Genomic DNA, 14,610 nt, shown 5'->3' with positions numbered 1-14,610 from the left:
CCTTCGGTGGGTGTGGAAGCGGGATCAGGCGGCGCTGCGGCGTCCGGCGCGCTTCGGCCAGCCGAGCGCCACGAGGCGGGCCTTGGCGTAATCGCGCACCTCGTCGCGGGTGCCGGGTGGCATCGTCGCCAGGACGGCCTGGGTGGCGCCGTCGAGCATCAGGTCGGTGACCGCGTTGATCGTCCCGGCCTCGTCGATGCGGCGCTTGAGGTCGCCCTCGGCCTCGGTGACCTCGTCGAAGGCGGGCGCCTCCTCGAAATCCTCGTCGACGGCCCGGACCGGGACTTGGTGAGCGCGGAACTCGTCGGCCTCCTCCTCCGAGTAGACGAGGCCGTGCAGCTCGATGAGCTTGAGGATGACGCGGTCCTTCCCACGCTTCTCGGCCATGGCGTAGACGTAGGCCGCCTGCTTGCCCGAGACGCGGTAGTTCACGTTGACCAGCGCCTCGCCCATGGACCACTCGACCCGCTCGGTCCCGGGCTTCGCGCCGGGTAGCCGGCCGGTGACCAGGATCACGGCCTCGTCGCGCTCGGCCCGGATGACGGTCGGCGGCTCGAAGACGATACCGGCCTGCGCGGCGATGCGCTCCAGGGTCTTGTGGTAGATGACGGCGGTCCCCTGGACGCGCCAGACGTTGCCCCCGAAGGGCTCGCCGTAGCGGACGAGGATGTCGGCGATCTGCTTGTCGGCGGTTCGCATGGGGCGCTCGTTCCGTCAGGATGAGGTCGCGTCGTCCACAGGTTTTATCGCGGACGCTCTTTCGTTCTCTTTTTGTTCACATCTATATGCGCAATCCGCCCGCGATGCGCAAGGTTCGGGCGCGAAAACCTGCGGCCTCTTGCATGCGTCATCGTCCCCGCGCGGCTCGCGCGAGGTCACGGCCCGAGAGCCGAACACGCCCAGACGCTTCTCGGCGCGATCGCCCCGACAAGAAGGCAACCCCGTCGATACATCCGTGACGGTCCCGGCGCGCGAGCACATTCCGGCGACCGCGCAGGCTGCGCCGCCGGCCCGCATTGTTGCTGCACCGCACCCTAGGCTAGACCGCCCTGACGATGTCCGAGACAGCTGCCGCGATGACGCCTTCCCTCTGGACCCGCCTGTCCAATCCCAGCCACTTCATGCGGTGGTCGGGAGCGCTCGTGCCGTGGCTGACGATCCTGTCCCTCGGCGTCCTGGCCGTCGGCCTGTACCAGACCTTCTTCGTGGTGCCGCCCGACTACCAGCAGGGCGAGACCGTGCGGATCATGTACATCCACGTCCCGGCGGCGTGGCTCGGCGTGTTCTTCTACGGCGCGATGAGCCTGTCGGCGATCGGCACCCTGGTCTGGCGCCACCCGCTGGCCGACGTCGCCCAGCGGGCGGCCGCGCCGATCGGGGCCGCCTTCACGCTGATCTGCCTCGTGACCGGCTCCCTCTGGGGCAAGCCGATGTGGGGCACCTACTGGGTCTGGGACGCGCGCCTGACCTCCATGCTGATCCTGCTGCTGATCTACTGCGGCATCATCGCCCTGTGGCGGACCCTGGAGGATCCGAACCGCGCCGCGCGCGCCGTGGCGATCCTGACGCTGGTCGGCGCCGTGAACCTGCCGATCATCAAGTTCTCGGTGAACTGGTGGTCGACCCTGCATCAGCCGGCCTCGATCCTGCGCATGGGCGGCTCGACCATCGATCCCTCGATGCTCTACCCGCTGCTGGTCATGATCGGCGCCGCGACTCTCGGCGGCGCGACGCTGCATCTCTACGCGATGCGCACCGAGATCATGCGCCGCCGAGTGCGGACGCTGACGATCCGCGAGGCCGAGCGCCTCGACCGCGCCCAGCCGCGCATCACCCCGACACCGGCCGCGATGCCGGTCGGGCAGCCGGTCTAGGAGGGCCGCGATGGATCTCGGGTCTCACGGCGGCTTCATCCTGGCCGCCTACGCGTTCACGGCGGCGGTGATGGTCGCCCTCGTGGGCAACGCCCTGCGCGACCGCCGGGCGCAGCGGCGCGCCCTCAGGGGCTTCGGCGAGGACCGGCGATGACCGAACCTCTCGACGACGACGCCGGCCGGGCGCCGCCGGTCCGCCGCTCGCTGCTGCTGATCCTCCCGGCGCTCGCCTTCGCGGTTCTCGCCGCCGCGCTGTTCCTGCGTCTGCGCTCCGGCGTCGATCCGGCGGCCCTGCCGTCCGCGATGATCGGCAAGCCGGTCCCGAGCTTCGACCTGCCCGCCGTGCCGGGGCTGACCGCCGACGGCGCGCCGGTGCCCGGCCTGTCGAGCGCGGACCTCAAGGGCCAGATCACGGTGCTCAACGTCTTCGCGTCGTGGTGCGCGCCCTGCCAGGTCGAGCACCCGATGCTGATGCGGCTGGCGAAGGAGCCCGGAATCCGGCTCGTCGGCATCGACTACAAGGAGCCGAGCCCCGAGGCCGGCCAGCGCTTCCTGACCCGGCACGGCGTGCCGTTCAGCGCCGTGGGGGCCGATGCCGGCGGCCGGGCGGCGATCGATTTCGGCGTCTACGGCGTGCCCGAGACCTTCATCATCGGGCCCGACGGCGTGATCCGCGACAAGCTGGTCGGCATCCTCACGCCGGAGAATTTCGCGAGCGTGCTCGCCCGCATCCGCGCCGCCGGCAAGGTCGCGGCGGCGCAGTAGCCGCCACGCCTCCGGCCGCGGCGGCTACGCCTCCGGCTGCGGGCTCTTGCGCTCGTAGCGGGTCAGCAGCGGCGTCTGCGCGAGGGCGAACAGGACGGTGATCGGCATGATACCGAACACCTTGAAGTTCACCCAGAAATCCTCCGTCTGGGTCCGCCACACAATCTCGTTCAGGGCCGCCAGCACGAAGAAGAACACGCCCCAGCGGAAGGTGAGCTTGCGCCAGCCCTCCTCGGTGAGGCTGAACATCGAGTCGAGCACCACCGACAGCAGCGAGCGTCCGAAGAGGAGGCCGCCGAGCAGCACGGTGCCGAACAGGGCGTTCACGATGGTCGGCTTGACCATGATGAAGGTCTTGTCCTGCAGCGCCAGGGTCAGGCCGCCGAAAACCACCACCACCACGCCGGACACGAGCGGCATGATCGGCAGGCGCCGCACCATCACGTAGTGGACCGCCAGGGCCGCCACGGTCGCCGCGATGAACAGGCCCGTGGCCACGAACAGCTTCTGGTCCGGCGCGACCCCGAATTTCTCCGAATACGCGTTGCCGAGGAAGAACAGCACCAGCGGCCCGAGTTCCAGCGCCAGCTTGACGAGCGGCGGCAGGTGGCGGTGCGGGGGGACGGATTCGATCTGCATACGCTCGGTCGGCTCGGCTGCGGCGCTCACGGTCGGGTGGAAGCGTCGGACGGGATTCGCCGGGGTGTGTGGAACGCCGAGCGCGCGATGTCCATGACATCGCGCACCGAGGATCGGCGGGCGCCCGCGTCCTAATCCTTCTCCAGCCCGGCGATCGCCCGGGCGAAGTCGCGGGCCGCGAAGGGCTCCAGATCCTCCACGCCCTCGCCGACGCCGATGAAGTGGACCGGCAGGCCGAACTTCGCCGCCAGCGCAACCAGGATGCCGCCCCGGGCGGTGCCGTCGAGCTTGGTCATCACCAGCCCCGAGACCGGCGCGGCCTGCGAGAACAGCTCCACTTGGCTGAGCGCGTTCTGGCCCACGGTGGCGTCGAGGACGAGGAGCGTGGCGTGCGGCGCCTCCGGATCCTGCTTGCGCAGCACGCGGACGATCTTCTCCAGCTCGGCCATCAGGCCGGCCTTGTTCTGGAGACGGCCGGCGGTGTCGATCAGCAGCACGTCGGTGCCGGCGGCGGCCGCCTGCTTGAGGGCGTCGAAGGCGAGGCCCGCCGCGTCCGCCCCCTGCGCGCCGCTCACCACCGGCGTGCCGGTGCGCGCCCCCCAGACCTTGAGCTGGTCGATCGCCGCCGCCCGGAAGGTGTCGCCGGCCGCCAGCATCACGGTGCGGCCCTCCGCGCGCAGCTTCGAGGCGAGCTTGCCGAGCGTCGTGGTCTTGCCGGCGCCGTTCACCCCGACGGTGAGGATCACGTACGGCTTCCTGGCGGCATCGATCGTCAGCGGCACCGCCACGGGCTCCAGCGCCCGCTCGACCTCCGCGGCCAGGATCGCCCGAACCTCGTCGGGCGAGATGCCCTTCTCGTAGCGGCCCTTGCCGACGGCTTCCGAGACCCGCACCGCGGTCTCCAGGCCGAAATCGGCCTGGATCAGCGCGTCCTCGAGGTCCTCCAGGGTGGTGGCGTCGAGCTTGCGCTTGGTGAACAGGCCGGTGACGCGGTCGGACAGGGCCGACGAGGTCCGCTTCATCCCGGAGGTCAGGCGGCTCCACCAGCCCTTGGCCTCCGGCTCGCGATCGGGCCCGGCGCCCGCGTCGTGGGCGAGGGCCGCGGCGCTGTCGAGGGGCTGGATGTCGGGCATCGGCTCGACAACCGGCTCGCGGTTCGCGTCACCCGTATCGACCGGGTCGGCGCCGTGCGCGGGATCGTCGCCGGCGGTGCCGGAAGGCGGACGCTCCGGCTCGCCCTCCACGGGCAGCAGATCAGCCCCCTCGACCACGTCCGGGACCGGCTCGCCGGTCTCCTCCGGCGGCAGCGGGACGTGCGCCACGTCCTCCGCGGCGGTGGCGAAGTCGGGCTCCCCCTCGGAGGGCGAGGCCGCCTCCGGCGGCAGTTCGGCCTCGGGCTTGTCCTCGGGCTGATCCTCGACTCTGTCCTCGGGCGCGGGCTGGCCTTTGCGCCCGAACAGGCGTCCGAACCAGCCGGGCTTCTCCTCGCTCGCCATGAAATCGCGTCCTCGCCCACCTTGCCCCGCCGACACCGACCCTCTAGCCGATCCGGATGTCCAACGCCTTCGACATAGGCGCGCGCCTCCTCTACCGCGATGCCCTGCTGCTCGTCATCGACAAGCCGGCCGGTTTGCCGGTCCATCCGGGGCCCCGCGGCGGCGAGACGCTCACCGACCACCTCGACGCCCTGCGGTTCGGCCTGCCCCGCCGCCCCGAGGCCGCGCACCGGCTCGACCGCGACACCTCCGGCTGCCTCGCGCTCGGTCGCCACGCCAAGGCGCTGGTGCGTCTCGGCAAGCTGTTCTCCGGCAGCGCCGTCGACAAGACCTACTGGGCCATCGTGGCGGGCGGACCCGCCGAGGAGGACGGCCGCATCGACCTGCCGCTGGCCCGCCGCTCGGACGACCCGCGCTCCTGGTGGATGAAGGCCGACCCAGCGGGCGACCCGTCGCTCACGCACTGGCGAGTGCTGGGCCGCGCCGGGGGCCGGACCTGGCTGGAGCTGAAGCCGGTCACCGGCCGGACCCACCAGCTCCGGGTCCACTGCGCCGCCTCCGGCTGGCCGATCCTGGGCGACGCGGTCTACGGTGGGGCGCCCCGCGGGAGCGCCCTGCACCTCCACGCCCGGACCTTGTCGATCCCGCTCTACCCGAAGCGGGAGGCGATCACCGTGACGGCACCGCCGCCGCCGCACATCGCCGAGGCCGTCGCCGCGATGCCAGCGTGAGCCGCGGCGCCATCCAGCGCGGAGCGACGGCGCCCGCCTCGATGCCGCGGACAGGCGACGAGGTTCGCACACGTCCGGTGGAGAAGACCGGCAGCGGCAGAGCGCGCCGCGCCCCCGCTCCCGTGCGGGAGCGGGGACCCGCGTCACGGTCGGCCACGCGGGCTCTGTCTCGACGGGATCCGGTAGCGCTAAACCCCGATCAGCCGCGCACCGTCGTGGCCCGCGATGGCGACGTCGTGGAACGTCCCCGCCTCGGCCGCGCCCGGCAGGCGCACCGCGGTGAAATCCGCGCTCCGCCCGACGCCGCCGCGCTCCGCCAGCACCGTGAGCCGGCGCCCGACCTGGGCGTCGAGATGCCGGCGCAGGGCGTCGGGATCGCCTCGGGCGCCACCGGCGGCATGCGCGCGGCGGGCGTCCCGGGGCGCGGCGAATAGGGGAAGACGTGGAGATGCGTCAGGCCGCACGCCGCCACGAGATCGAGGGAGCGGGCGAACTGCGCCTCCGTCTCCGTCGGGAAGCCCGCGATCAGGTCGGCGCCGAACACGATGTCGGGCCGCAGCCGCCGCACGGTCTCGCAGAAGCGGATCGCGTCCGCGCGCAGGTGCCGCCGCTTCATGCGCTTGAGGATCAGGTCGTCGCCGGCTTGCAGCGACAGGTGCAGGTGCGGCATGAGCCGCGCCTCCTCGGCGATCGCCGCGAGCAGGGCGTCGTCGGCCTCGACGGAGTCGATGGAGGACAGGCGCAGGCGCGCGAGGTCGGGCACCGCCCGGAGGATCGCCCGCGCGAGGCCGCCCAGGGACAGGGATGGTCCCGCGAGATCCCGGCCATACGCCGTGAGGTCGACACCGGTGAGGACCACCTCGCGCCCGCCATGCGCCACGATGGTCTCGATCTGCGCGATCACGTCGGAGGGCGGCACCGAGCGCGAGACGCCCCGCCCGAACGGGATCACGCAGAAGGTGCAGCGGTGGTCGCAGCCGTTCTGCACGGGCACGAAGGCGCGGGTGTGCCCGGCGACCGCCTCGACCCGCGTCGGCTCGGCCGCGCGCGCCGCCATGACGGCGCCCGGCCCCGTCGCGGCCGCCGACCAGCCCTCCGGCCGCAGCTTCTCGGCGTTGCCGACGAGGCGCGCGACCTCCGGCATGGCCGCGTAGGCCTCGGTCTCGACCTCGGCGCCGCAGCCGGTGACGACGATCTCGGCGCCGGGCCGCTCGCGGGCGATGCGCCGGATCGCCTTGCGGGCCTGCCGCCCGGCCTCGGCGGTCACCGCGCAGGTGTTCACCACCACCCGGTCGCGCCCGTCCGCCGCCGCGTGGGCCCGCAGCGCCTCGGACTCGACGGTGTTGAGGCGGCAGCCGAAGGTGAGGGTCTCGACCGCCATCAGGCCGCGCTGTCGAACAGCTCCGGCGCCAGCGTCCCCTCGGCGACGAGCGCGACCGGGCCGGTCATCAGAACGTGGTCGTCGGCGCGCCACTCGACGAACAGTTCCCCGCCGGGCAGCGCGACGCTGGCCTGCCGGCCGATCATCCGCAGGCGCGAGGCGGCCACCACGGTGGCGCAGGCCGCGGTGCCGCAGGCGAGCGTCAGCCCGGCCCCCCGCTCCCAGACGCGGAGCTTGATCGTCTCGCGGCCCGTCACCTGCGCCACCGAGATGTTGGCGCGCTCCGGGAAGAGCGGGTGGTTCTCCAGCATCGGGCCGATCCGGGCGAGGTCGAAGCCGTCGGGATCCTGCTCCACGAAGAACACCGCGTGCGGGTTGCCCATGTTCACGGCGCCCGGCGAGTGCAGGATCGGATCGTCGATCGGGCCGATCTGCAGCTCGATCCGGCGGGTGTCGGGGAACGGCTCCGAAAGGGGAATCTCGTCCCAGGCGAGCCGGGGCCGGCCCATATCGACCGTGAAGGCGCGCTCGGAGACGCGGCGCACGCCGAGAAGACCGGCCGCCGTCTCCAGGGTCAGCCGGCCGCCCTCGGCCGGACGGGCCATGGCCGGATCGTCGAACATCGCGTAGGCGACGCAGCGCGTGCCGTTGCCGCAGGCGCCCGATTCCGAGCCGTCGGTGTTGTAGATCCGCATGAACGCGTCGGTGCCCCGGCTCACGGGATCGTGCAGCACCATCAGCTGGTCGAAGCTCGAGCCCGGATCCCGCGCGATCGCCCGCGCCTCCTCGGGCTTCACCGTCAGGGAGGAACCGCGCAGGTCAAGCACCACGATCGCGTTGCCGGCGCCGTGCATCTTCAGGAAGCGTCTGTGGGCGAGTGCGCTCATGCGGTCCCGCAGGGTGAGGGAAGTGGCGGGCTATATGGCAAAAGCGGCCCCCGAGCGCGAGAGGAACGCGCAGCGTGGCAGATGCGCCGCACCCGCAGCTCTCGTCCGCGGCGGTCTCGCGGGCCGTCGCGTTCGCCATTAGGTTATGCTCCGGGAGCCCGCGCGATCATCCGCTGGCCTCGACCGGAGCGCCCCCGTGATCCGCCTTCGTCCGCTCGTCGCCCTCTCGGCTGCCCTCTCGGCTGCCCTCGTGCTCGCGTCCGGCGGGCCGATCGCCGCGCAGCAGCAGCCCGCCCCCCCGCCATCCACGGCGCCCGCGCCGGCCCAGACCAATCCCCTGCCGACGACGACGGCGCCGAACCCGGTGCCCGACCCGGGCAAGAGCCCGGCCCCGGCGCCCGAGCAATCGGTGGCGCCACCGCCCGCGGGCCAGTCGGCGGTGGGAACGCCGGCGCGGCCGACACTCCTCGAGAAGGCCGGAGAGCCCGGCGACGTCGACGAGGTCACGCTGCCCGCCAAGCCCGCCGCGATCCTGTCCGGCAAGACCAAGTGGGAGGAGGCGGTGCCGAACCTGAAGCAGGCCTTCGCGCGGATCGAGGCCGACCTCGCCAAGCTCGGCGTCGCGCCGGCCGGCCGGCCGCTGGCGGTCTTCACCCGGACCGACGATGACGGCTTCGAGTTCGAGGCGATGATACCGGTCGCGGCGGCGCCGAGCCCGGCACCGGCCGAGACCGACGGCCTGCGCTTCGGCACGACGCCCTCCGGCAAGGCGCTGCGCTTCGCCCACAAGGGCTCCTACGAGTCGATCGACAGCACCTACGAGACGCTGACCGCCTACCTCGACGCCAAGGACATCGTCGTGCAGGACCGGTTCGTCGAGGAGTACGCCACCGACCTCAAGGACAGCACCGACGACAACCTCGACGTGAACATCTACGCGCTGGTGAAGTAGCCGGCCGGCGCGGGCCCGCGGCGTCCCACTCCACCGCTACGACCGCGCCGGGATCGAGCGCGGGTCCCCTCTCCCGCACGGGAGAGAGGCCAGGCCGCGCGTCGCCAGCCGTGCCGTCCGCCAGAAGCGCGGGAACCCGACGCGGCGGACAGATCGCCGCTGCCCCGCCCCGGCAGGAACAGGGGCGCCGGCTCGCGGATTCGCCCGACATGCCCGCCGCCGACCTCAGAACCGAGACCGTCCCGCACCCCCGCCGCAAGGCGGCCCCCGCCGTCACGGATCCGACCCTCGCCGAGAAGGCGCTCGCCGTCCATGCCCGGCTCTGCCCGGTCTACGGCTGCCCGATCCCGTACTTCCACAGCCTCGATCCGGTCAGCGAGCTCGTCTCCTCGCTCCTGTCGCACCGGACCCGCAACGCCGAATCCGGCCGGGCCTTCAAGGCCCTGCGAGCGCGCTTTCCGGACTGGGAGGCGGTGATCGACGCGGACGTGCCGGAGATCGAGGCCGCCATCGCGGGCGTGACCTGGCCGGAGCTGAAGGCGCCGCGCATCCGCGACGTGCTCCGCGCCCTGCGCGACCGGTGCGGCACCCTCGACCTCGCCTTCCTGGCCGACATGGAGGTCGAGGCGGCGCGGGCGTGGCTGCAGGCGATCCCGGGCATCGGGCCGAAGACCAGCGCGGCGGTCCTGTCCTTCTCCACCCTGCGGATGCCGGCCCTGCCGGTCGACAGCCACCATCACCGGGTCGCCCAGCGCCTCGGGCTGATCGGCAAGCGGGTCGATGTCGGCCCGTCGCACCCGATCCTGCGGGCGCAGCTCCCCGCCGACTGGAGCGCGCAGGATCTCTACGACAATCACGAGATCCTGATGCTGCACGGTCAGAAGGTCTGCCACCATCACCGTCCGGCCTGCGGGCGCTGCGTTCTGGTCGACCTCTGCCCGAGCGCGAAGCTGCCGACGCGGGAGCCGTGAGCGCGTCCTTGACCGTTCCGGCCTACGGGTGCGAGTAACCGCGCGCCCGGACGGCGCGGAGCCCCGGTCTTATCTTGCTCAGGATCGGCGCCGATGGCCGCGTTCACCGAATTGGTCTTCTCGGGCGTCCAGCCCACCGGCAACCTGCACCTCGGCAACTATCTCGGGGCCGTGAAGCGCTTCGTGGAGATGCAGGACCGCGACGCGCAGTGCCTGTACTGCGTGGTCGACCTGCACGCGATCACCGTCTGGCAGGACCCGGAGGCCCTGCGCGGCCAGATCCGCGAGGTCACGGCCGCGTTCCTCGCCGCCGGCATCGATCCCAAGCGCTCGATCGTGTTCAACCAGAGCCAGGTGCCGCAGCACGCCGAGCTCGCCTGGGTGTTCAACTGCGTCGCCCGCCTCGGCTGGCTGAACCGCATGACCCAGTTCAAGGAGAAGGCCGGCAAGGACCGGGAGAACGCCTCGATCGGCCTCTACGACTATCCCGTGCTGATGGCGGCCGACATCCTGGCCTACCGGGCCACGCACGTGCCGGTCGGCGAGGACCAGAAGCAGCACCTGGAGCTGACCCGGGACATCGCCCAGAAGTTCAACACTGACTTCGCCGGCTCCATCGCGGCGCACGGCCACGGCGACGCGTTCTTCCCGATCACCGAGCCGCTGATCGGCGGCCCCGCCGCCCGGGTCATGTCGCTGCGCGACGGTACCAAGAAGATGTCGAAGTCGGACCCGTCCGACAACGCCCGCATCAACCTCACCGACGACGCGGACGCCATCGCCCAGAAGATCCGCCGGGCGAAGACCGATCCGGAGCCCCTCCCCTCCGAGGTGGCGGGCCTGAAGGAGCGGCCCGAGGCCGACAACCTCGTGGGGATCTACGCGGCGCTCGCCGGGATCACCCGCGAGGACGTGCTGCGCGACTTCGGCGGGGCGCAGTTCTCGACCTTCAAGCCGGCGCTCGCCGATCTCGCGGTGACGAGCCTCGCGCCGATCGCCGGCGAGATGCGCCGCCTCACCGCCGATCCGGGCCACATCGACGCCGTGCTGGCCGACGGCGGCGCCCGGGCCGAGACGATCGCGGCGCAGACGCTGGACGCGGTCAAGGACATCGTCGGCTTCGTCCGGCGCGGTCCGAGCCTGCAGGCGGTGCGGTGACCGTCCGGGCGCTGGTCTTCGACGTCTTCGGGACGCTGGTCGACTGGCGCTCCGGCGTCGCGCGCGAGGCGGCGCGGCTGCTCGCGCGCGTCGCGCCGAACCTCGATGCCGGCGCCTTCGCGGATGCGTGGCGCGCCCGCTACAACCCGTCGATGGAGACGGTGCGCTCCGGCGCCAGGCCCTACGTCGACCTCGACACGCTCCAGGCCGAGTCGTTGCCCGACGTGCTGGCGCAGTTCGGCATCTCGAACGTGACCGCGGACGTCCAGAAGGAGCTGGTCCAGGCCTGGCACCGGCTCGACGCGTGGCCCGAGGTGCCGGACGCCCTGCGGCGGCTGCGCCAGAAGCACCTCCTGGCGCCGAACTCCAACGGGCATGTCCGGCTGATGGTCGACCTCGCCCGCCGCAACGGCCTGATCTTCGACGCCGTCCTCGGTGGCGGCTACTCCCGCGACTACAAGCCGAAGCCGGCGCTCTACCGCGACGCCGTCGCGGCCTTCGGCTTCGCGGCCGAAGAGACCATGATGGTCGCCGCCCACTCGAACGACCTCGCGGCGGCCGCGAGCCACGGGCTCGCCACCGCCCACATCGCCCGGCCGCACGAGCACGGCCCGGCCGGCGGCGAGACCGCGCCGACGGTCCCAGTCACCTACGCGGCGCGCGACCTGACGGATCTCGCCGACCGGCTCGGCTGCTGAGGACTGTCCACGGAGGGTGACATGGCCGACTGGAACCCCGCCCTGTACACCCGCTTCGAGGACGAGCGGACGCGGCCGGCGGCCGAACTCCTCGCCCGCGTGCCCCTCGACGCGCCGCTTCTGGCCGTCGATCTCGGCTGCGGGCCGGGCAATTCCACCGCGCTGATCGCGGCGCGCTTCCCCGAAGCCGAGGTGATCGGGCTCGACACCTCGCCGGCCATGCTGGAGAGCGCCCGCGCCCGGCTGCCGGACCTGTCCTTCGCGCTGGCCGACGCAGCGACCTGGGCGCCGGAGCGCGCGCCGGACCTGATCTACGCCAACGCCGTGCTGCAATGGCTGCCGGACCACGCGACCCTGCTGCCGCGGCTTTTCGGTCTCCTCGCCCCGGGCGGGGTGCTCGCCGTGCAGATGCCCGACAATCTCGCCGAGCCCACGCACCGCCTGATGCGCGAGGTGGCGGCCTCCGGCCCCTGGGCGGCGGCGATCGGCGACCCGGCCGTGGCCGGCCGCCTCGGGCGAATGCTGGAGCCCGCGGCCTACTACGACCTGCTGGCGCCGTCGGCCGCCGCGGTCGATGTCTGGCGCACCGCCTATCACCACCGGATGGCGGATGCCGCCGCCATCGTGGAGTGGGTGCGCGCCACCGGACTGCGGCCGTTCCTCGACCCGCTCGACGCCGACCGGGAGGCCGGCTTCCTGGCCGCCTACGCGCGCGCCATCGACGCGGCCTACCCGCCACGGCGCGACGGGCAGCGCCTGCTCGCCTTCCCGCGCGTGTTCATCGTCGCCCGAAAGGCCGCGTAGCGCGCAGGCCGGCGCGGTGGCCCTCAGGCCGCGCGCACCGTTCCGAGGAAGCGGCTCACCTCCGCGCGGAGATGCTCGGACTGACGCGACAGGTTCGCGGACGAGTCCAGCACCTGCCCCGCGGCCGCGCCGGTCATGTCGGCGGCGTCGGCCACGCGGGCGATGTTCGTCGTCACCTCGCCCGTGCCGGCAGCGGCCTGGGTCACGTTGCGGACGATCTCCTGGGTCGCCGTGCCCTGCTGCTCGACCGCGGCCGCGATCGTCGTGGCCACGCCGCTGATCTCGTCGACGCGCGTCGTGATGCTGCCGATCGCCGAGGCGGCCTGCGCGGTCGAGGCCTGGACGCGGGCGATCTGGCCCGCGATCTCCTCGGTCGCCCGCGCGGTCTGCTCGGCCAGCGCCTTCACCTCGGCGGCCACGACCGCGAAGCCCCGGCCGGCCTCGCCGGCGCGGGCCGCCTCGATCGTGGCGTTGAGGGCCAGCAGATTGGTCTGACCGGCGATGCCGCTGATCAGCGAAACCACGTCCCCGATCTTCATCACGGCCGCGCGCAGATCCTCCACCAGCCGCACCGTGCGCCCGGCCTCGTCGGCCGCGGCCCGCGCGAGCTGCGCGGATCCCTGCACCTGACGCCCGATCTCCTGCACGGAGCTGCCGAGCTCCTCGGCCGCCGAGGCCGCGGCCCGGACGTTGGAGGCCGCCTCCTCGGCACCGGCCGCGACGGTGGTCGACTGGCCGGCGGTCTCCGAGGCCGTGGCGGCCAGCGCCTTGGCCGTGGCCTGCAGCTCGGTGGCCGCATTCGTGACCGTCTCGACGATGCCGCCGACCGCCTGCTCGAAGGTGTTCGCCAGATCAGCGGTGACCCGCTTGCGCTCCCGGTCGGCAGCGGCCTGGGCCTCCGCCCGCGCCCGCGCGTCAGCCGCCGCCTGCGCCCGCAGGCCGTCGCGCAGCGTCAGCACGGCCCGCCCGACCAGCCCGACCTCGTCGCGGCGCCGCGCCTCGGGCACGTCCGCCCCGTAATTGCCCGCCGCCATGTCTCCGATGGTGCTGCCGAGCGCGCGGATCGGCTTGCCGACGAGGCGGTGCAGCGCACCGAAGACGACCGCACACCCGATCAGCACGCAGAGGACCGAGATGCCGATCAGCATCGCGCGCGCCTGATCGGCGGCGGCCGTGAGCGTCGCCACGGGCACCGCGACGACGATGGCCCAGCGGTCAAGGGTCTCGCCCGCCTGGATATGCTGCGCCATGTAGCGCCACGGCGCACCGTCCGGACCCGGCGCGTCGGTCACCACATTGGCCCCCGCCGCGATCGCCTGCTTGGCCGCGGCGGCCGCCGACGCGTCGAAGCCCTGCAGCGGCTTCCCGGCCGCCGCGCCGGTCGGATGCGCGACGGTCGTCCCGCTCGCCGAGACCACGGCCAGGTAGCCGGTCCCGAAAGGCTTCACCGCGCCGAAAGCGGCATTCAGGGCGCCGAGGTCGATGTCGACGCCGGCAGTGCCGCGATACGTGCCGTCCACGCGGATCGGCGCGCCGAAGGACATCATGACGACGTCCTTCCCGGCCACCGGGTAGATGTAGGGTTCGATGGCCACCAAGCGGTTCAGCCTCTTCGGCTGGAGATAGTAGGCGCCGTCCGGCTCGGCCTCGTAGCCCGTGAGAACCTCGCGCTTGATCGTGCCGCTGCCGCGATTCCAGTAGGGCATGAAGCGGCCGCTCGCGTCCGAGGAGGCCGTGCCGGCGAAGGCGCGGACGCGCCCGTCCAGAGCGTCCGGCTCCCAGCCGGTCCAGGTCGCGATCAGGTCGGGGTTGGCGCGCAGAAGCTCGCGCAGCATCGCGTCGTAGACCGTGCGGTCCTGAATGCCGCCGGCGCGCAGCGCCGACGCGGACGCCGCGATGCCCTCGGCGGTCTTGGCCGCCACGGCGAGGCGAAACCGGACCTCGCGCGCCTCGTTCGACAGCGTCTCCGACTGTATCTTGGCGGCCTGCGCCTCGAAGGAAGCGTCGATTCGGCGGGCAAGAAAAGTTGTCCCACCCGCGAAAGCCGCAGCGATCAGTATGCTGCAGATCAATGCGACGCGCAGCGGGAGCGAAACCATGGTCTCAACGATCCGTGCAAAGATTCGACCAGCGGAATTTGCACGAAATTTATGGCTCGACCCTCATGCCGTCAAGAAATTTTAGGCAGTGACGCGATCAGGCACAGATCGATTGCTGCACTAGTATGGGAATCCCAAAGTATAAATTCAGTGCT

The 14,610-nt window shown here is 72.4% G+C and carries 14 protein-coding genes and 1 pseudogene; 9 read left to right on the top strand and 6 right to left on the bottom strand.

The annotated features are described in order from the left end of the window. Positions 1-24: 24 nt before the first annotated feature. The gene (locus MOTC310_RS12350) at positions 25-699 is read right to left on the bottom strand and encodes a trna delta -isopentenylpyrophosphate transferase (RefSeq protein WP_331301971.1); all 675 of its coding nucleotides are present in this window, start codon (positions 697-699) and stop codon (positions 25-27) included. A 377-nt stretch (positions 700-1,076) separates the two neighbouring features. Between MOTC310_RS12350 and MOTC310_RS12345 the strand changes: the two genes are divergently transcribed. From MOTC310_RS12345 to MOTC310_RS12335, 3 genes are read left to right on the top strand one after another with little or no spacing between them, the layout of a single operon-like run. Then, positions 1,077-1,874, top strand: coding sequence for a heme ABC transporter permease (locus MOTC310_RS12345; RefSeq protein ID WP_331301970.1), 798 nt, complete (start codon positions 1,077-1,079; stop codon positions 1,872-1,874). A gap of 10 nt (positions 1,875-1,884) precedes the next feature. Next, on the top strand, positions 1,885-2,028 hold the full coding sequence (ccmD, locus tag MOTC310_RS12340) for a heme exporter protein CcmD (protein WP_331294122.1): 144 nt from the start codon (positions 1,885-1,887) through the stop codon (positions 2,026-2,028). Beyond that, a complete protein-coding gene (locus MOTC310_RS12335; RefSeq protein WP_331301969.1) occupies positions 2,025-2,639 on the top strand; it encodes a DsbE family thiol:disulfide interchange protein in 615 nt (204 codons plus the stop codon). Before ccmD ends, MOTC310_RS12335 begins: the two co-directional genes overlap by 4 nt. Before the next feature lie 24 nt (positions 2,640-2,663). Here MOTC310_RS12335 and MOTC310_RS12330 read toward each other — a convergent pair whose 3' ends face one another. Beyond that, positions 2,664-3,278: a septation protein A gene (locus MOTC310_RS12330; RefSeq protein WP_331294124.1), complete on the bottom strand. Its 615-nt coding sequence runs from the start codon at positions 3,276-3,278 to the stop codon at positions 2,664-2,666. A gap of 131 nt (positions 3,279-3,409) precedes the next feature. Next, positions 3,410-4,774 carry a signal recognition particle-docking protein FtsY gene (gene ftsY, locus MOTC310_RS12325; RefSeq protein WP_331301968.1) on the bottom strand — a complete coding sequence of 455 codons (1,365 nt, stop codon included), beginning with the start codon at positions 4,772-4,774 and terminating at the stop codon, positions 3,410-3,412. Positions 4,775-4,830: 56 nt separating this feature from the next. On the opposite strand from ftsY, the gene MOTC310_RS12320 reads away from it, so the two are divergent. Then, positions 4,831-5,505: an RluA family pseudouridine synthase gene (locus MOTC310_RS12320; protein ID WP_331301967.1), complete on the top strand. Its 675-nt coding sequence runs from the start codon at positions 4,831-4,833 to the stop codon at positions 5,503-5,505. A gap of 188 nt (positions 5,506-5,693) precedes the next feature. On the opposite strand, the pseudogene mtaB reads toward MOTC310_RS12320, so the two are convergent. Both mtaB and dapF read right to left on the bottom strand, forming a co-directional pair. After that, positions 5,694-6,886, bottom strand: a pseudogene (gene mtaB, locus MOTC310_RS12315) (tRNA (N(6)-L-threonylcarbamoyladenosine(37)-C(2))-methylthiotransferase MtaB). After that, a complete protein-coding gene (dapF, locus tag MOTC310_RS12310) occupies positions 6,886-7,773 on the bottom strand; it encodes a diaminopimelate epimerase (RefSeq protein WP_331294127.1) in 888 nt (295 codons plus the stop codon). Before dapF ends, mtaB begins: the two are co-directional and overlap by 1 nt. A 196-nt stretch (positions 7,774-7,969) precedes the next feature. Here dapF and MOTC310_RS12305 point away from each other — a divergent pair, with 196 nt between their 5' ends. From MOTC310_RS12305 to tam, 5 genes are all read left to right on the top strand, one after another. Then, a complete protein-coding gene (locus MOTC310_RS12305; protein WP_331301966.1) occupies positions 7,970-8,725 on the top strand; it encodes a GyrI-like domain-containing protein in 756 nt (251 codons plus the stop codon). Between the two features lie 209 nt (positions 8,726-8,934). After that, the gene (locus tag MOTC310_RS12300; protein WP_331301965.1) at positions 8,935-9,696 is read left to right on the top strand and encodes an endonuclease III domain-containing protein; all 762 of its coding nucleotides are present in this window, start codon (positions 8,935-8,937) and stop codon (positions 9,694-9,696) included. Between the two features lie 93 nt (positions 9,697-9,789). Continuing rightward, positions 9,790-10,854 (top strand): tryptophan--tRNA ligase, encoded by a 1,065-nt coding sequence (trpS, locus tag MOTC310_RS12295; RefSeq protein WP_331301964.1) that lies wholly within the window; start codon positions 9,790-9,792, stop codon positions 10,852-10,854. Next, positions 10,851-11,552: a haloacid dehalogenase type II gene (locus tag MOTC310_RS12290; protein ID WP_331301963.1), complete on the top strand. Its 702-nt coding sequence runs from the start codon at positions 10,851-10,853 to the stop codon at positions 11,550-11,552. The genes trpS and MOTC310_RS12290 overlap by 4 nt, the downstream gene beginning before the upstream one ends. A 21-nt stretch (positions 11,553-11,573) precedes the next feature. Next, entirely contained in the window at positions 11,574-12,356 is a 783-nt protein-coding gene (gene tam, locus MOTC310_RS12285; RefSeq protein WP_331301962.1) for a trans-aconitate 2-methyltransferase, read from the top strand. Positions 12,357-12,379: 23 nt separating this feature from the next. Here the strand turns inward: tam and MOTC310_RS12280 are convergent, their stop codons facing one another. Then, positions 12,380-14,455 carry a methyl-accepting chemotaxis protein gene (locus MOTC310_RS12280; protein ID WP_331301961.1) on the bottom strand — a complete coding sequence of 692 codons (2,076 nt, stop codon included), beginning with the start codon at positions 14,453-14,455 and terminating at the stop codon, positions 12,380-12,382. Positions 14,456-14,610: the final 155 nt, after the last annotated feature.

Origin of the sequence: Methylobacterium oryzae (genome assembly GCF_036441375.1) — a bacterium.
GTDB classification, from domain to species: Bacteria; Pseudomonadota; Alphaproteobacteria; order Rhizobiales; family Beijerinckiaceae; genus Methylobacterium; species Methylobacterium oryzae_A.
The sequence above is the reverse complement of the archived record's forward strand: the minus strand, read 5'-3'. Positions and strand labels throughout refer to the sequence as shown.